Below are 17,792 nucleotides of genomic sequence, written 5' to 3' on the forward strand. Positions count from 1 at the left end.
TGGCTTCTCTGTTTTCCGCAGGTCTTATCCTCCTGGGCCGGTTTCGAATCTCGATTGTTTCAGTCTTTTTTGTTTTGTCACCAAACTCCGTTTGGCAACCCCCGTTTTTGTTGGGACTGCAAAGGTAGAAATCTTTTTGTTATTGTCAAGATTTATTTGAAAATAATTCTTTTTGTTCTTCTGGTTCGTAAACCAGACAAACCGACTGTAACATCCTTCTACTGCAATCTTTCAAATCCTTCTCTTCTGTAGCCTTCGCACAAACCCTTCCTCCGAAGCGGGATGCAAAAATACGAAAATTTAACAGCACAGCAAACAATTACAACCTTATAATTGTATCCTACTCCTAACTACATGTCATAGAGCTAATAAATCTTCAAAAAAAACAAAAAGTAGACCTTTCTTTTAAGATTACAGCGACATTCCGACCAAATATGATCTCCATCATTTCCGAATTGTTCCCCAATATGGAAATTTGAACATTTATTCATTAGACATGATCATATACAAGACCTTCAGTTTTGATTCGGCGCATTATCTGCCTCATGTGCCAGCAGGCCATAAATGTGGTGGTATGCATGGCCACACATATACCTTAAAAGTCTTTCTGGCTGGAACTCCCGAAATAGAGAGCGGTTGGATCCTAGATTATACGGATTTGAAAAACGGCATACGTCCAATTATAGATTTATTGGACCATAAACTTCTAAATGAAATCTCCGGCTTAGAGAATCCGACAGCAGAGCAGCTGAGTATATGGCTATGGAAGAAAATCAAGCCTATATTTCCAGGTTTATGTAAAATAGAACTGAATGAAACACCAGGAACAGGAGTGATTTATGAAGGCTAGTCAAGATCGTGCAATAGCCATATGGCTATATTTCGGTGCTTTTTGTATCATGATTCAGATTTTATTGGGCGGAATCACCCGACTAAGTGGCTCTGGACTTTCCATTACAGAATGGAAGCCCCTGATGGGCTTTCTCCCTCCATTAAGTGAGGATGATTGGCAACACAGCTTTGATCAGTACAAAAAAATTGCACAATTTCAATTGCTGAATGCGCACTTTTCGCTGGATGATTATAAATCGATATTTTTCTGGGAATGGTTTCATCGAAATTGGGCACGTTTCATTGGCCTCGCTTTTCTGCTTCCATTTGTTTACTTCCTCATCAAAAGAAAAATAGATCGGAGACTGATTGTACCCATTTTTGTGCTTTTTCTATTGGGTTTACTTCAGGCGGTGATCGGATGGCTCATGGTAAAAAGTGGATTAAATGACACGGACGTTAGTGTAAGTCACATCAGACTTGCAATACACTTTATTTCCGCCATTATATTACTCGGCTATACCCTATGGCTGGCCTTTGAATTAAGTCTTGATCACTTAAAAATGAAGCATCGTTTACAGTTTCCAAAACTAAACATCGCCATACTTGTATTACTTTTCATTCAATTGATCTATGGCGCAATGATGGCAGGGACGCATGCGGCACTTGCTGCACCAACCTGGCCGGATATGAACGGAACTATTGTACCTCCAAATGTATTAGAAAAGATCTTTTCTTTACATCAGCTCACTGAAAACCTTTTGGTAATACAGGTTGTCCACCGCTTTCTCGCTTACACCATTTGCCTCCTCATCCTTATGCTTTACGTAAGAACATCTTCCTGGAAAATCAACAAGGATCTAGCCTATATTCGAATCGCTCCCGTTCTATTGGTATTGATACAAATCATATCGGGAGTTACAGCATTACTTCATAGTCTAAATAACGCGTACAAGAGTTATGCCCTATTTCACCAGGGAGTAGGAATGCTGCTCAGCATATCTTTATTGCTCCTGCTCTTCCTCAACCGGAAAAAAACATAATCGACAAAGACATGAGATTTCAGGCTAAGTGCATCAGGCGGATGAATGCCAAAATAGCCTGGAAGGGAAAAATTCAGGGAAGAAAGCCTAGCCAAAAGGCAATAAAACAGAAAAATTAAGCAGAGAGAAAGCTTAAAAAACGACATAAAAAAATAGGGTGCCTTTTGGACACCCTATTTTTTTTATGATTAAAGAAGGATTAAGCTCCTAATTGTACACGTTTGAATGCGATAACGGTTAGACCCGCAGCAGTATCATTTAAGAATTTACGAACGTCTTTAGAAGAATCTTTAACGAATTCCTGGTTTAATAAAGTACTGTCTTTGTAGAATTTGTTCAATTTACCAGCAGCAATTTTTTCTACCATTTCTTCAGGTTTACCTTCAGCACGGATTTGTTCTTTAGCGATTTCAGTTTCACGCTCAATAGTAGTTGCGTCAACATCAGCTTTATCTAAAGCAACTGGGTTCATTGCAGCGATTTGCATAGCAACGTCTTTACCTGCTTCGTCAGCACCATCAAATGCTTGGTTTAAAGCAACCAATACACCTAAACGGTAGTTACCGTGGATGTAAGGAATTACTTTTTCACCTGCAACAGTTTCAAATTTAGAGATACCGATTTTTTCACCGATTTTACCAGTGTTTTCGATAATGATCTCAGAAACTTTCTGACCATCAATTTCTAAAGATAAAAGTTCTTCTAAAGAAGCAGGGTTTTTCTCGATAGCAAGGTCAGTAAATTTGTTAGCTAAAGCTACGAAATCAGCATTTTTAGCAACGAAGTCAGTTTCGCAGTTTAATTCAACAACAACACCACGTTTACCGTCTGCTGTAGCTTTTGCGATCACAACACCTTCATTAGAATCACGGTCCTGACGAGAAGCTGCTACTTTAGCACCTTTTTTACGTAAGTAATCAACCGCTGCTTCGAAATCACCGTTAGTTTCGATTAATGCTTTTTTGCAATCCATCATACCAGAACCGGTTTGTTGGCGTAATTTATTTACGTCTGCTGCAGAAATTTGTACTGTAGACATCTTATTTCTTTTTAAGTTTTTATTTAAAAAATGATGGGTTGTACGATGTATGTTGTAAGGAAGAACCCGCAACGCACAACATACAACCCATATTATATTATTTAAGCTTCTTCGCTAGTACCTTCTTCTTCAGTATCAGCATTTACTTTTTTTCTTCTTGCACCAGGAGCAGCAGCTTCAGGAGCATCAGCAGCAGCTTTAGCAGCTACAGCTTCTTTTTCAGTTTCTTCGTCTTTTTCGCGTTTGCGCTCATCTAAACCTTCTTCAATAGCTTTGATGATTACATCAGTGATTAAAGAGATAGATTTAGTAGCATCATCATTCGCTGGAATTGGGAAATCGATGTTAGAAGGATCAGAGTTAGTATCAACCATTGCGAAAGTTGGAATGTTTAATTTCAACGCTTCGCTAACAGCGATGTGCTCTTTTTTAACGTCAATTAAGAAGATAGCAGCTGGTAAACGGTTTAGATCCGCGATACCACCTAATAAGCTTTCCAATTTAATACGCTCACGTTGGATCATTAAACGCTCTTTCTTAGAAAGGATCGAGTAAGTTCCGTCTTTAGTCATCTTGTCGATGTTAGACATCTTTTTGATAGACTTACGAACTGTAGCAAAGTTGGTTAACATACCACCTAACCAACGTTCAGTTACGAAAGGCATGTTTACTTTTTTTGCTTGATCAGCAACGATTTCTTTAGCTTGTTTCTTAGTAGCTACGAAAAGAATCTTACGACCAGATTTAACGATCTGTTTGATTGCTGAAGCAGCTTCTTCAGTTTTAGTTAAAGTTTTATTTAAATCTATAATGTGGATTCCATTGCGCTCCATGAAAATGTAAGGCGCCATTTTTGGGTTCCATTTACGGGTAAGGTGACCGAAGTGTACACCTGCATCCAATAAGTCTTGATATGTAGTTCTTGCCATTGTGTTTGTCTCCTTAAGATTAACGTTTACTGAATTGGAATTTCTTACGTGCTTTCTTACGTCCTGGTTTCTTACGTTCAACCATACGCATATCACGGGTCATTAACCCTTTAGCGCGTAATGCTGGTTTTTTCTCAGCATCCAATTCCACAATAGCTTTAGCGATAGCTAAACGAACTGCTTCTGCCTGACCTTTGATACCACCACCTGCTACATTCACGTTAACATCATATTGGCCATTCAATTCAGTAACTTCGAATGATTGGTTAACGATGTATTGTAAAGGTAATGTTGGGAAATATACTTTATGATCTTTACCGTTTACGGTAATAGTGCCGTTGCCTTCTTTTAAATAGATGCGCGCAACAGCAGTTTTTCTTCTTCCTGAAGTGTTAGTAACTGACATTTCTTTCTTCCTTTAATTAAAGTGTAATGGTTTTTGGTGATTGTGCTGCATGAGGATGTTCTGCACCTGCATAAACAAAAAGGTTAGTGTATAATTTAGCACCAAGTTTTGTTTTAGGTAACATACCACGTACCGCTTTCTCGATAACACGCTTAGGGTGTTTCGCCATTAACTCTTTTGGAGAAATGAAACGCTGACCACCTGGGTAACCAGTGTAAGAAATATAGCGTTTGTCGCTGAATTTATTTCCTGTCAATTTAACCTTATCTGCATTAATAACGATAACGTTATCACCGCAGTCTACGTGTGGGGTATACTCAGGCTTGTTTTTACCACGGATGATCATAGCGATCTTCGATGACAAGCGCCCCAAAATCTCGCCTTGTGCGTCAACAACAACCCACTGTTTGTTAACAGTTTTTGCATTGGCAGAGACAGTTTTGTAACTTAACGTATTCACTTGCTTGTATTTAATTTGTTAAACAATTATTTATTCTCCCTAGGATTTAGGGACTGCAAAGATAGATAGAATTATTTAAATACCAAACAGTTGGAGGAAGATAGTTTGTTTATTTAATGAAGATTAAAAAAAAGCAACCGCAGCCATGGAAAGGATCCCCTCCTAAAGGACATTAAAGGGCCTGATATCTCCAAAGGTAAACAAGAAATCTTAATGCATTTATTTCTGAAATGAAAACAGCAGCAGCTGATTTGTAGAACAGAGAAAGAGAAGGGGTTGAGTTCGGGAAGAGATGCGGGTTCGGTAGGGGTTCCCTACAGGTTCAGTAGGAGTTGAGTAGGAGTTGATGTAGGCTTTACCTAACCAGACCCCTACTGAACTCCTACTCAACTCCTACCGAACCCGCATCTCTTTCCCTTCAAATTCTTGTTTCCATTTCCCTGAAAAACTTCATGATTGAGACTAGAAAAACACCAGAAAACCTTTAGTCAGGAACTTGATAATCCCTAAAATACCGCCAACAGAAAAACAGCTGTAACAAGATCGCCAATGAAAACAGGGAGGTTGGAATCAGATAAGCCCAGATATTGGCGAAATACTGATGTGAGAAGGCAGATTGTACAATATAGATACATCCCCAGGTCAGATATGCCCAAAAACAAAGACAACATATCCCTAACACAGCATGGAACAAATGAAAATTCCGATCTTCCTGTATCATTTTAATCACAAGGGAGTTAAATAGCAATAGAACAGCAATCCCAGCAAAAATCAGAAAATTACCTCCTGTTACAAAGCACAACAGGTAAGTCATGCTCAGAAGGATATTCAGATAGGATAATTGTTTTAACATTACCACTAATTTACAACATTATCTACACATAAATTAATCCATAAACTCCTTATTTGCCGCAACAAACAAATTATTCGGCACCGTCTTTGTTAACTATTTGAGGAGATAAAATAATTAATTGAACACTTCGGTTTCAGTCTCTTCAGCAGGAAGAGGACTGAATCCGGATCACAAATCAAAAACTACATTTATGAAAAAGGAGACTAAAATAATTGCAGGAATACTAGCTGGAGCTGCACTTGGTGCTGCCATTGCGTTAATTATTTCATCAGATAAAGATGGAGAAATGAAAGACAAAGTATCGGATTGGTTTTGTGACTTATTAGATTCTTCGAAAGAGAAACTGGTAGATGCCGCGAGTCAGGTAAAAGACACTATTGCTAAAGTTAGAGCTTAAGGAAATTAATGAAGATTGCATTTCATGGGGCGGCACGTACCGTTACAGGCAGTAAGCACCTGATTACTTTAAAGAACAACACTCAAATATTATTGGACTGCGGACTGTTTCAGGGCCTGGGTAACCTTACTGAAGGATTCAATGAATCTTTCGGGTTTGACCCTGCTCAGGTCAATTGCCTGGTTTTGTCTCATGCACATATAGACCATTGCGGTTTACTGCCGCGATTGGTTGCAGAGGGTTTTAGAGGCAATATTTTCTGTACCCCCGCCACCAAAGACCTCTGTCGGATTTTATTACTGGATTCTGCAAAGATTCAAACGCAGGATGCCGAGTACGCAAATAAGAAACGACGGGAAGGCGAGCCTGAAGAAATGCCATTGTATACAGAGAAAGATGTACTGCAAACCCTGGAGCAATTTAAAGTCGTTCCTTATAACCAGGATTTTCAAATCGAACCAAATGTAATCTTAAACTTTACTGACGCAGGGCATATTGTGGGTAGCGCAGCAGTACATTTGAAAATTAATGAAGATGGAAAAGCAATAAACCTTACTTTCAGTGGGGATGTGGGCAGGTATGGCGATTTGCTTTTGAAAAGCCCCCAGTCCTTCCCTCAGGCAGACTACATCATTATTGAATCTACCTACGGTGATTCCCTGCACCAGGATGTTGATCCGATGGAGAACACTTTACGTACCATCATTGAGCAAACCTGCCTTGATAGAAAAGGAAAGGTGATCATTCCTGCCTTTAGTGTGGGCCGTACTCAGGAGTTACTATACGCCCTGAATGCCATGGAACTAAAAGGCGAATTACCCGATATCCAATACTACGTAGATAGTCCATTGTCTTTAGAGGCGACTGAAGTGCTAAGAAATCACCCTGAAGTATACAATAATGGTGTTAAGGAAGTGATGAAGGTAGACGGTGACATCTTTGGGTTTAAAGGTTTAAAATTTATTGAAAGTGTAGAAGAGTCTAAAGCGCTCAATAATGACCCTCGTCCATGTGTAATCATTTCTTCTTCCGGCATGGCAGAAGGAGGAAGAGTAAAACACCACATCCGGAATAACATTAGCGATCAAAAGAACACTATTCTGATGGTTGGCTATGCAGAGCCTAGATCCTTAGCAGGAAAATTACTGGCTGGACAAAAACAGGTTTGGCTTTTTGGCCAGGATTATGAAGTACTTGCAGACATCCGTTCAATCAAATCGATGAGTGCTCACGGCGATTATGAGGATTTATTACATTTCTTATCCGGGCAAAAGCCGGATCTGGTAAAGCAGATATTTCTGGTTCATGGAGAATATAAAGTTCAACAGGTATTCGCTCAACATTTACAGGATAAAGGTTTCCAACATGTGACCATTCCGGAACCACATCAGGAATTTGAGGTGTAGCATTAAAGGTTTTTTTATCTTTGCCGAATGGACGTTTTTGGTGAAGCCTTAAAAGATCAGTTTAGAAAACCACCTGCGGAAACGCTGTGGGTACACAATTCTTATGATGAACCGGAAGAGATGCCGGTCGACATTTATTTTAGAGATGAGGATGAAATGCCTGAGCTTGAGCTCAAGGCCATGGCACTTTGCAAAGGAAAAGTTCTGGATGTAGGTGCAGGTGTGGGCAGTCATGCACTTGTTCTTCAAAACAGGGGTTTCGATGTGACAGGCATGGACATTTCAATTCCTGCGGTAGAGATCATGAAAGCCCGTGGTCTGAAGCAGGCAATAGCAGGAGATATCCTCAGCTACAAAGATCAGAAATATGACACCCTTCTTTTCATGATGAACGGAATTGGACTAACAGGTTCCATCTCCGGTCTGAAATCCTTTTTAAAACAGGTAAAAAGCCTGTTGAATCCAGGCGGACAGTTGGTTTTCGACAGTTCAGACCTCTCCTACCTTTACCAGGAAATCCCATTCCCTAGTCATGGGTACTTTGGCGAGGTGAGTTTCAGATATGAATATAAAGGACTAAAGGGAAATTGGTTCAAATGGGTATATGTAGATCAAAACACGTTGATTGAAATTGCGAAAGCCAATGGCTGGGAAGCGGAAATTATCTTTGATGACGGACAGGATCAGTACCTTGCCAGACTTGTGATGAAACCTTAAAGCATAGTTTAATCCATAAAAAAGGCGCAGTCATTAATGAAAATGACTGCGCCTTTTTATTTTAAATCGCTTAATACCTTAAGCTTTTTCTTCCCAGATTGCGGCGATATTGATAATCGTTTCTACTGCTTTCTCCATATCCTGAACCGAAGCCCACTCTTGTTTACCATGGAAAGCATGCTCACCTGCAAAAATATTCGGACAAGGCAAGCCCATAAATGAAAGACGTGAACCATCGGTACCCCCTCTGATGCTTTGTCTTTTTGGAGTGATTCCTGCTCTTTCAATAGCTTCAATACCATAAGCAATCACCTCTGGATATTCATCCAATACCTTTTTCATATTTCGGTACTGTTCAGTAATTTTCAACTCGTAAGTAGAATTTGGAAAATCTTCTATGATATTTCTTACTGTAGCATCCAGCAACCCAGCATTTGCTTCCAATTGTTCATCGTCAAAAGCGCGCAAAATAAAACGTGCTTCTGCCTGTTCTACATTTCCACTAATTGTTACCGGATGAATAAAACCTTCTTTTCCTTCTGTAGATTCCGGAGAAAGACAATCTGAAGGCAATGAGCTGATCACATCTGATAAAATCTTGATGGCACTTTCCATCTTATCTTTTGCGAATCCAGGGTGAGCACTTACCCCCGTAATGGTCAGGACTGCAGCATCTGCGGAGAAAGTCTCATCTTCAATAGATCCTAAAGTTTCTCCATCTACTGTATATGCAAACTGAGCGCCTAATTTTTTCAGATCGGCCTTATCTACACCTCTGCCAATTTCTTCATCTGGAGTAAATAAAATCTTTATGGTTCCATGTTTGAAACCTGGGTTCTGCATCAGGAAAGATGCTGCTTCCATAATTTCTGCCAGACCCGCTTTATTATCTGCACCCAGTAATGTTGTTCCACTTGCGGTGAAGATGTCATTTCCGATCTGGTGTTTTAGATCCGGGTGTTCAGACATTTTCAATACGATGCTATGGTCATCAGGAAGAACAAGATCCTGACCCTGATAATTGGCATGAATAATCGGCTTTACATTCGTTCCACTACAGTCTGGCGAAGTGTCCATATGTGAGCAAAAACAAATTACAGGCACATCTTTATCCGAGTTTGAAGGGATAGTTGCATATACATAGCCAAAATCATCCAGATGGGCATCAGAGATTCCCATTTCTAATAATTCCTCCTCAAGAACCTTCCCTAAGTTCTTTTGCTTTTCTGTAGAAGGCACAGTGATTGACGTTGGGTCTGATTGCGTGTCAATTTGCACATATTTAGCAAATCGATTCTGAAGGGAATTGTTTTTATTTTGATAATTTAGCATAGTCTTAAAAAAAACAAAGCTAAATAATTTGAAAACAATTATCACCGGATGCCTGTCACTTCTATTCTTTATTTCTGCCAAATCTCAGTCCAATTTCTATAAAATCAGTGCCGGTGGCGGTTTTGGACTTACCCAATCTTTTACAGATCTCAGGAAACATGACTTTGGCCTGGCGGGCTATGGGGTAATTGATTATTATTTCAGTCCCTTTATCAGTGCGGGCTTAGAGGGGCAAATGGGGGAAATTAATGGTGGAGATGTGAAGACCGATCCTGCAGGCAGGCAATTTATCAATTCCTATAAAGCGATAAATTTCAACACCAAATTCGCATTAGGTGCAATCATGGATTACAGCGCTGGAAGCTTTGTGAGTAAGATCAAGGGCTTATACCTGGGTGCCGGGTTGGGGCTGGTGATGAATTCGGTGAGTAATGTCCGAAGAGCTACGCCGGAACAGGAGAAGCCATTTCCTGGTAAAAACCAATCCAATGACATGGTAGTTCCCATCAACCTGGGGATTAATTTTTATTTTGCTGACAAATCCGGTTATACCCGATACATTCTAAACTTCAATTATCAGAGTAACCTTACTTTGGGAGAAGGTCTGGATGGCTATGACAACTCTTCCATTAAATTTAAAACCGGGAGTCCTGATATCTACACCTATTTTTCTGCGGGATTGAGATATCAGTTTGGCAGCATCGGCCTCAATAATAAAACCTTCTTTTAAATTCACATCTATGAGAGCCTTGCTACCATCGTTGTTTCTTTTTGCATCGCTAAATAGTCTTGCACAGGAAAGTCCATATGAAAAGAGTGGAAAAATTGCAACCACAACTTATTCGGAAGCCATCCAGTTTTATCAGACTTTATCGAAAAACTATCCCCAAGCGAAATTACTTACTTATAAAGACACCGATTTTGGCAAACCTTTACAACTGCTGGTATTGTCGAAAGACAAAATATTTGATCCTGTTGCCATCAGAAAAAGCAACAAAAGGATTTTGTTGATCAATAATGGCATCCATCCCGGGGAGCCGGAAGGTATCGACGCCAGCATGATGTTAGCGAGAGATCTCCTAAAGCAAGAGCTATTGCCAAAAGATGTGGTCATTTGCATCATTCCCATTTATAATATTGATGGTGCTTTTAACCGCAGCGGAACCTCAAGGGCAAATCAGAATGGCCCAGTGGCTTACGGATTCAGAGGCAATAGTAGGAATTACGATTTGAACCGTGATTTTATAAAAACTGATTCCCGTAACGCTGAAGCCTTCCAACAGATTTTTAACATCTGGCAACCAGAGATATTTGTTGATACCCATACGAGTAATGGAGCCGACTATTCCTATACCATGACGCTCATTCCTACTCAAAAGGATAAATTGCAAGTGGAACTTTCAGCCTACCTGACAAAGACCATGCTTCCCTACCTATATGAGCAAATGAACAGCAAGGGCTACGAGATGACGCCTTATGTAAATTCTATAGAAGAAAGTCCGGATCAAGGCATCACCGGCTTCCTGGAAAGTCCACGTTATTCTACAGGTTATACAACTTTACACAATACCATTGGTTTTATGCCGGAAACTCATATGCTTAAAGCTTATGATAAAAGGGTGGATGCTACCTATAAACTACTGCAAACTTATATTGATATTGTTCAAAGGGATGCTGTACTTATTGGCGAGAATAAGAAAAAGGCAGATGCCGCTGTGGCCTTACAACAGGAATTTCCAATCAGCTGGACGCTGGATAAAAGCCAGGAAAGTCAAATTTTATTTAGAGGTTATACCGCAAAGTATAAACCCAGCGAAGTCAGCGGACTTCCTCGGTTATATTATGACCGGCAGTCTCCTTATACCAAAGAGATTAAATCCTGGAATACTTTTATTCCTTCGGTTAGCATTCAGAAACCCATTGCTTATATCATTCCCCAGGCCTGGACAAAGGTCATCGCATTATTAAAGCTCAACCGGGTAAAAATGCAACAACTGGCAAAAGACACCACTATTCCGGTAGAGCTATATGAAATACGTGATTACAAAACGGCAACACGTCCGTATGAAGGGCATTATATTCATAGTGGCCTACAGGTAAATCCGATTCAGGAGAACCTTCTTTATTATGAAGGAGATTACGTGATTTATGTAAATCAGTCAGTAAATCGCTATATCGTAGAAACACTGGAACCACAGGCTATGGATTCCTTTTTCAACTGGAATTTCTTTGATTCGATACTTGGCATGAAAGAACATTTTTCTGCGTATGTCTTTGAAGATACCGCGGCAGAATTGTTAAAAAAAGATCCTGAATTAAAGGCGAAACTAGAGCAGGAAAAGTCATCAAAACCAGAATTGTTAAAAAATGCGGAGGCACAACTCGACTTTATTTATAAAAATTCCGTTTATTACGAAAAAACACATTTGCGATATCCTATTGGGAGATTGCGACAAGCACAAAAACTAAATTTAAAATAACAATGGAATACCTGAGCCAAACCCCTGTTGCCTCGATCATTTTTCTTTTCACCATCATTACCAGCATTTATGCTTTCAATGATCATACCCTATTTGGCAAATTTATGCTACACCCTTATAGTGTATCAAGAAAGCACAAATTATACACCTTAATTACGAGTGGATTGATTCATGCAGATTGGATGCACCTGATCTTTAACATGATGACTTTTTACTTCTTTGCCTTTAGACTGGAGGCCATGATCGGTTCCTGGGAATTCGGCTTACTGTACTTTTTAGGCTTGGTTCTGAGCGACATCCCTTCGGTGATCAAGCATAAAGATGACATGTGGTACAATAGTCTGGGGGCTTCTGGTGCCATCAGTGCTGTATTGTTCAGCTTTATTTTATTTGATCCGATGTCTAAAATGATCATCTTCCCTTTACCTATTCCAATTTGGGCCTGGTTGTTTGGATTGCTGTATTTAGCTTACTGCTGGCAGATGTCGAAGAGGTCTCAAGATAATATCAACCATGATGCCCATTTCTTCGGTGCACTAACAGGAATGATCGTGACCGTACTACTTGTTCCGGGGATCATTCCTAATTTTATTAGTCGACTTATTGGGTAAGCGGCAAACAAGCCGGCTCAAAATAACTAATCGGGCTTGTTGGGTCTTTAATAATTTCAAATAACGTATGTCCCCAAGGTTTCCAGAAATCCTGTAATACCTGGGCATACGTTTTATGTTGCCAATGGTCGAAAAGTGCTTTATTCATCGTTCCTCTCAATGGCATCGCATCAATATAAATCGTTCCCTCTACAGGCATAATTGTATATTCCGGTAATCTGTTAAACAGATAGGCAGAATAATAGAAACGCGCACACAGTTCTTCAAATTGCTGTGGAGAAAGTGGTTTGTTACCGATCTGCTCCAGGAGCTCCCGGTGAAATATCTTATTCGTTCCATTGTCTTGCAGGCAAGCAATGATCCCGAAATCTTTTAGTTTCATTGAGAAAGTCATGGTATTGATCTCATCTCTGAAGCTGAAACTGGTATCTTGATCTTCTAAAGGCAGGACTATAATAGACCAGGGTGTAAAATCTTCATAGACTACTGGCCTGTAAATACTTTGCAGCATCGTATTTAGATTTCCGAATTTATGCATCAGTCCTTGCGACATATTAATCCCATCAGCAGAAATCTGTTGTAAACGTACCGCAGCATTCATTTCAACATAAAGCAGGCTGTACATAAACTTCCCAATCCATTTAAATAGCTCCTCCTCTGGTAATGCGGAAACTCCAGAATAACCTTCGGCGAAAGCAGCAGCAATTTTATCTTCCAGAGGTTGAATAAACTGCTCATTTACTTCCGTACTACAAGGCACCTTCAAAGTATTGTAAGCACGGACACTCTCGTCCAGCAGCTTAATTTGCTCTTCTCCTGAAAAGTTCGCAACCTTCAACAGCCATTCTGGCAAAATATTGATTTCCTCTATAGGAGCATTAAAATGGTCACCACTTAAAAAGCAGTTTTTGTATTTAAAATCGAAATTTTTAAATGGCTGATATATCGTGCTATTCATACTGGGTACAATATTAAGTATATTATTTTTACATTCGCTGCAGCGCTCATTTTTTAACTTTGATATTACTTAATAGCCCATTTATGTCCATGCAGGTTGCCTACAAATCCTATCAACTGGAATTAAAACACCCTTTTACCATTGCTAAATTTTCGAGAACCAGCACACCTGTGATGCTTTTGAAACTTGGGCTTGAAAATGAGGTAGGTTATGGAGAAGCTTCTATGGTTCCATATCTGGGAGAGAATGTAAACACGGCTCAGGCCTTCTTATCAAAAGTAGATTGGAATCGTTTTGTATTTCCTTTCAAGTTTGAAGAAATCATGGCATATCTGGATGATATCGACACTGGGAATAGCGCAATAAAAGCAGCGATAGACATTGCCTTGAACGATTTAAGTGGAAAACTCCAGCAAAGGGCCTGTTATGAAATTTATGGGGCTGATCCTTCGAAAATGCCAATGGCCTCCTATACTATTGGCATCGATGAACCACCGGTTATAAGAGAAAAAGTACTAGACGCTAAAAATTTTAGCATTTTAAAAGTAAAGCTGGGTAGAGACAATGATAAAGAACTCATCCAAACCATTCGAAGCCTGACAGATGTTCCTTTATACATCGACGCCAATCAAGGTTGGAACAATAAAAAACAGGCAATAGACATGATCTACTGGCTACATGACCAGGGCGCGGTATTGATTGAACAGCCGATGGACAAGTCCGATCTGGAAGGCAATGCCTGGTTAACCGGACGAAGCCCTATTCCTATTCTTGCAGATGAAGCAGTGCAAAGACTAAGTGATATTGATGGAATAAGAGGGGCTTATCATGGCATCAACATCAAACTCATGAAAAGTGCAGGGATGTATGAAGCCGCTTTGATGATTAAAAAAGCACGTTCTTTTGGAATGAGGGTACTGATCGGCTGTATGAGTGAAACCTCTTGTGCTACACAAGCTGGAATGGCACTGGCTCCTTTATGCGATTGGGCTGATCTGGATGGTCCCTGGCTAACCAGGAACAATCCTTTCAATGCCCCTCAAATCGTTGAGGGGAGATATCAGTTGACCAATTTGCCTGGATTAGGTTTAGCAGGAATTAGCCCTTCAATTCAGCTTCCTTTTTCTTAAGTGTGGCACGCATCTCTTTCATTAGTTGCAGTTTCACATAAAGGAAGAAGATACCGGTAGCTACAAACAGCGCCAGGGCAAGGTATTGTTTATTATTGAAGCCCCATGTTCCACCGAAAATGGAGATGATCAGTCCAAGATTATAAAAAACGTTTAATGCTATTTTCTTTCCCATGATTTAGTATACAGGCATGTTAGGATCGAAAGCTTCTTTCCAGGCAACAATACCACCTTTAAGGTTATATAAATTGGTTAATCCAAGCATTTGCTCTAATTGCATAACTGCTGCTGCGCTTCTTTTACCACTTCTGCATTGAATAATTACCGGTTTATCCTGAGCAATCTGATCTGCTTCAATTAGAATACCTCCTAAAGGGATGTTCAAACCATCAAGATTCGAAGTTTCATATTCGAAAGTTTCCCTTACATCAATCAGTTGAAAGTCTTCTTTATTGTCGATCTTTTCTTTTAATTCCTGAACGGTTATTTCCTTTATCATATTTTTAGCTTTTTTCAAAGATAAGCAATGCTCAAAATATTAAAGGTAAAAAAACCACAAAATCACATTCAGATGAATATAAGAAGGTTATTTATAGGAAATTACTGTAACAACTAGGTGAGCTGCGCGTTTAATAGTTAGTCTTTATTAACTTTGAATTTTACATCATGAATTCTATATCTCGCTTCTTTTGGTTTTGCTCGGGAGCACACATTTCCACACTGGAGAAACACCCCACTGAACATAATAAATACCTTGGAATTGGTGCTACCATTTTCTTTACAGGTCTGTTTGCTGCCTTATCTGGTGGCTATGCCATGTACTTCGTTTTTAAAGGCGATACTGCGGCGGTACTTTTCGCCATATTTTTTGGCTTAATCTGGGGATTGGCCATTTTTAATATGGATCGGTACATTGTAGCGAGTATCAATAAAAACGCCAGTACCAACAAACAAATTCTCCAGGCCACGCCCAGGATTTTGCTGGCCATTATGATTGGACTCGTGATCTCCCGTCCTCTGGAATTGAAAATATTTGACAAAGAGATTAAGGAAAGACTTAAAGTCAGCTACCTGAACAACCAACGTTCAAAAATCGACACTTTAAATGCTTCTTTTGGAAATAAGTATAAGATTGAAATTGGGAAACTAAACGAAGCCAAAGCGGAGCGCGATTCTTTGGCCAGCGCCATCAAAACAGATCGTCAGAAATTAAACTTTGAGATCTTCGGGAATAAGACATTAGAGACATCCGGTGTGATGGGCTATGGGCCATATGCGAAACGTAAAGAAGCAGAATTGAAGCAACGAGAGCAAAATCTGGATACACTAACTGCAGATGTCAGGGCATTAGAGAAATTCATAGATGGAAGAAAACAATTTGATGGCCTCATGACGGAAAAACTCTATACTGGAAAACAGCTGGACAGCCTGAGTAATATTGCGGGGTTTGCAGACAGAAACTGGGCATTAGGGCAATTGAGTTTCAATACCGACGGCACAAGAGATGTGAACACCTCCCTTGCTGTCACTTTCATAGGCCTTCTTTTTATCTTCTTTGAATGTTTACCCGTATTTGTGAAATTGATGAGCGATAGCGGGCCTTATGACCATTCTATACTAAATCTTGAAAGCACCCAGGTATATGCTTCCGACAAGGACAGGGAATACGAGATTGCCGTCATAGATGGGATTCAGGAAACACGGATTGAGACAGAAATCACACGGAGAAAAAGGCAGCTCACACATCCTTCGGAAGGAGAGTAAGATATAAATGAGGTCGTAACAATTTCCTGAATTCATTACTCTAAGTTGCAGCACCATTGATGCTTGCCTGCAAATGGCAATGATCGCTACATGAACCATAAAAAAACAATTATATTCTGATGAAAAAAACCATTTACACTTTATTTGTAGTATTTCTGGCGCAGCAGTCTTTTGCCCAGGACATTGATAAAATCATTACCAGACCTTATGTAGAACGTCTGATTAAAACGCTGAGTAGCGATGAAATGGAGGGGCGTGCCACTTTCTCTCCCGGCATTGAAAAAGCAGCCGATTTTATTTCTGCTGAATTTAAAAGTATTAGACTGAAACCTCTGGAAGGAACCAGCTACCGACAGTCCTTCACGAAGAAAAAACTAAAGCCTGTAAGCACGAAAGTAATCATTGATGGCAAAGAGATTCCTGCTGCAGATATTCTGGTTTATGGAAATACCGCAGAAAATCAGGTATTCGATAAAAGTAACAGCGCTGGCTGGATCAAAATGGATCCTGAAAAAGCATTCATGGCTCAGTTTAGAACACTCAGCAAAGAAAATAAGAAACAACTGGTACTGGTGGATCCAAAATTTGCTGATGCTTTCAAAAGAATTCGTGATTATTTCGCTCAAGGGGCAGATGTGGATGACAAAAGCCTAAATAATGCGAGTACTGCTTTTGTATTCGTATTGGGTGTAGACACTGTAGCTAATGATTTTAAAGTAGAATTAAAGAATAAACTGGAAACATTGCCTTTGTTTAACGTAGCTGGAGTAATCCCCGGAAAATCAAAAGCAAAAGAAATTGTGGTGTTTTCAGGTCATTACGACCACCTGGGAATCATGAAATCAGAAGGCACAGATAGCATTGCTAATGGTGCGGACGATGACGCTTCAGGAACTACTGCTATGATAGCCCTTGCGAAATATTATAAAAAACTCAATAACAACGAGCGCACACTTATTTTTGTGGCCTTCACTGCGGAAGAAATCGGTGGTTTTGGTGCAAAACACTTCTCAGAAAAATTAAATCCAGATGAAGTGGTGGCGATGTTCAATATTGAAATGATCGGTAAAGACAGCAAATTTGGTAAGAATACTGCTTTCATCACCGGATTCGATAAATCGGATTTTGGAAAAATCTTACAGAAAAACCTGGAAGGTACAGAGTTCACTTTCCACCCAGATCCTTATCCACAACAAAACCTATTTTACAGAAGCGACAATGCGACTTTAGCCGCTTTGGGTGTTCCTGCCCATACCATTAGTACTGATCAGATCGACAGTGATAAATTTTACCATACGGTAAAAGACGAATTTGTGACCCTGGATGTTGATAACATTTTATCTACCATTAAAGGGATTGCCAAAAGTGCCATCACCATTGTAAAAGGTACTGATACCCCTAGCCGAATCCCTAAATTAAGTAACTAACTATCTACC

20 protein-coding genes are annotated in these 17,792 nt (G+C 39.8%); 11 read left to right on the forward strand and 9 right to left on the reverse strand.

The annotated features are described in order from the left end of the window. The first annotated feature begins 496 nt into the window (after positions 1-496). Together queD and R2Q94_RS00010 are read left to right on the forward strand one after the other, a co-directional pair. Positions 497-850 (forward strand): 6-carboxytetrahydropterin synthase QueD, encoded by a 354-nt coding sequence (gene queD, locus R2Q94_RS00005; RefSeq protein ID WP_316819381.1) that lies wholly within the window; start codon positions 497-499, stop codon positions 848-850. Continuing rightward, positions 840-1,874: a COX15/CtaA family protein gene (locus R2Q94_RS00010; RefSeq protein WP_316819382.1), complete on the forward strand. Its 1,035-nt coding sequence runs from the start codon at positions 840-842 to the stop codon at positions 1,872-1,874. Before queD ends, R2Q94_RS00010 begins: the two co-directional genes overlap by 11 nt. 199 nt (positions 1,875-2,073) lie before the next feature. Here R2Q94_RS00010 and tsf read toward each other — a convergent pair whose 3' ends face one another. The 5 genes from tsf to R2Q94_RS00035 all read right to left on the reverse strand — a co-directional run bounded on the left by tsf (position 2,074) and on the right by R2Q94_RS00035 (position 5,561). Then, on the reverse strand, positions 2,074-2,913 hold the full coding sequence (gene tsf, locus R2Q94_RS00015; protein WP_316819383.1) for a translation elongation factor Ts: 840 nt from the start codon (positions 2,911-2,913) through the stop codon (positions 2,074-2,076). A 101-nt stretch (positions 2,914-3,014) separates the two neighbouring features. Beyond that, positions 3,015-3,842, reverse strand: coding sequence for a 30S ribosomal protein S2 (gene rpsB / locus R2Q94_RS00020; protein ID WP_062550776.1), 828 nt, complete (start codon positions 3,840-3,842; stop codon positions 3,015-3,017). 19 nt (positions 3,843-3,861) lie between these two features. After that, positions 3,862-4,248 (reverse strand): 30S ribosomal protein S9, encoded by a 387-nt coding sequence (gene rpsI / locus R2Q94_RS00025; RefSeq protein WP_316819384.1) that lies wholly within the window; start codon positions 4,246-4,248, stop codon positions 3,862-3,864. Positions 4,249-4,264: 16 nt separating this feature from the next. Then, positions 4,265-4,708: a 50S ribosomal protein L13 gene (gene rplM, locus R2Q94_RS00030; RefSeq protein ID WP_008240173.1), complete on the reverse strand. Its 444-nt coding sequence runs from the start codon at positions 4,706-4,708 to the stop codon at positions 4,265-4,267. 484 nt (positions 4,709-5,192) lie between these two features. Beyond that, positions 5,193-5,561 carry a hypothetical protein gene (locus R2Q94_RS00035; RefSeq protein ID WP_316819385.1) on the reverse strand — a complete coding sequence of 123 codons (369 nt, stop codon included), beginning with the start codon at positions 5,559-5,561 and terminating at the stop codon, positions 5,193-5,195. 118 nt (positions 5,562-5,679) lie between these two features. Between R2Q94_RS00035 and R2Q94_RS00040 the strand changes: the two genes are divergently transcribed. From R2Q94_RS00040 to R2Q94_RS00050, 3 genes are read left to right on the forward strand one after another with little or no spacing between them, the layout of a single operon-like run. Continuing rightward, positions 5,680-5,958 (forward strand): YtxH domain-containing protein, encoded by a 279-nt coding sequence (locus R2Q94_RS00040; protein ID WP_316819386.1) that lies wholly within the window; start codon positions 5,680-5,682, stop codon positions 5,956-5,958. An 8-nt stretch (positions 5,959-5,966) separates the two neighbouring features. Then, a complete protein-coding gene (locus R2Q94_RS00045) occupies positions 5,967-7,364 on the forward strand; it encodes an MBL fold metallo-hydrolase (RefSeq protein ID WP_316819387.1) in 1,398 nt (465 codons plus the stop codon). 27 nt (positions 7,365-7,391) lie between these two features. Continuing rightward, positions 7,392-8,081, forward strand: coding sequence for a class I SAM-dependent methyltransferase (locus tag R2Q94_RS00050; RefSeq protein ID WP_316819388.1), 690 nt, complete (start codon positions 7,392-7,394; stop codon positions 8,079-8,081). A gap of 78 nt (positions 8,082-8,159) precedes the next feature. Here the strand turns inward: R2Q94_RS00050 and pepT are convergent, their stop codons facing one another. Further along, the gene (gene pepT, locus R2Q94_RS00055; RefSeq protein ID WP_316819389.1) at positions 8,160-9,413 is read right to left on the reverse strand and encodes a peptidase T; all 1,254 of its coding nucleotides are present in this window, start codon (positions 9,411-9,413) and stop codon (positions 8,160-8,162) included. Between the two features lie 28 nt (positions 9,414-9,441). On the opposite strand from pepT, the gene R2Q94_RS00060 reads away from it, so the two are divergent. From R2Q94_RS00060 to R2Q94_RS00070, 3 genes are read left to right on the forward strand one after another with little or no spacing between them, the layout of a single operon-like run. Next, positions 9,442-10,143, forward strand: coding sequence for a hypothetical protein (locus R2Q94_RS00060; RefSeq protein ID WP_316819390.1), 702 nt, complete (start codon positions 9,442-9,444; stop codon positions 10,141-10,143). A 10-nt stretch (positions 10,144-10,153) separates the two neighbouring features. Continuing rightward, positions 10,154-11,893 (forward strand): M14 family metallopeptidase, encoded by a 1,740-nt coding sequence (locus R2Q94_RS00065; protein WP_316819391.1) that lies wholly within the window; start codon positions 10,154-10,156, stop codon positions 11,891-11,893. A gap of 2 nt (positions 11,894-11,895) precedes the next feature. Further along, complete coding sequence (locus tag R2Q94_RS00070) at positions 11,896-12,504, forward strand: rhomboid family intramembrane serine protease (protein WP_316819392.1); 609 nt, start codon at positions 11,896-11,898, stop codon at positions 12,502-12,504. On the opposite strand, the gene R2Q94_RS00075 is transcribed toward R2Q94_RS00070, so the two are convergent. Then, positions 12,494-13,462, reverse strand: coding sequence for a hypothetical protein (locus tag R2Q94_RS00075; protein WP_316819393.1), 969 nt, complete (start codon positions 13,460-13,462; stop codon positions 12,494-12,496). The genes R2Q94_RS00070 and R2Q94_RS00075 overlap by 11 nt on opposite strands. An 83-nt stretch (positions 13,463-13,545) precedes the next feature. On the opposite strand from R2Q94_RS00075, the gene R2Q94_RS00080 reads away from it, so the two are divergent. Next, a complete protein-coding gene (locus R2Q94_RS00080; protein WP_316819394.1) occupies positions 13,546-14,592 on the forward strand; it encodes a dipeptide epimerase in 1,047 nt (348 codons plus the stop codon). Here the strand turns inward: R2Q94_RS00080 and R2Q94_RS00085 are convergent. Beyond that, positions 14,561-14,767, reverse strand: coding sequence for a DUF6358 family protein (locus R2Q94_RS00085; protein WP_316819395.1), 207 nt, complete (start codon positions 14,765-14,767; stop codon positions 14,561-14,563). The two genes, R2Q94_RS00080 and R2Q94_RS00085, sit on opposite strands and share 32 nt — an antisense overlap. Positions 14,768-14,770: 3 nt before the next feature. After that, positions 14,771-15,088: a rhodanese-like domain-containing protein gene (locus tag R2Q94_RS00090; protein ID WP_062551225.1), complete on the reverse strand. Its 318-nt coding sequence runs from the start codon at positions 15,086-15,088 to the stop codon at positions 14,771-14,773. A 170-nt stretch (positions 15,089-15,258) separates the two neighbouring features. Between R2Q94_RS00090 and R2Q94_RS00095 the strand changes: the two genes are divergently transcribed. Continuing rightward, a complete protein-coding gene (locus tag R2Q94_RS00095) occupies positions 15,259-16,356 on the forward strand; it encodes a DUF4407 domain-containing protein (protein WP_316819396.1) in 1,098 nt (365 codons plus the stop codon). Positions 16,357-16,475: 119 nt separating this feature from the next. Next, complete coding sequence (locus R2Q94_RS00100) at positions 16,476-17,783, forward strand: M20/M25/M40 family metallo-hydrolase (protein WP_316819397.1); 1,308 nt, start codon at positions 16,476-16,478, stop codon at positions 17,781-17,783. The last annotated feature ends 9 nt before the right edge of the window (positions 17,784-17,792 follow it).

This window comes from Pedobacter gandavensis (genome assembly GCF_032678465.1).
GTDB lineage: Bacteria > Bacteroidota > Bacteroidia > Sphingobacteriales > Sphingobacteriaceae > Pedobacter > Pedobacter gandavensis_B.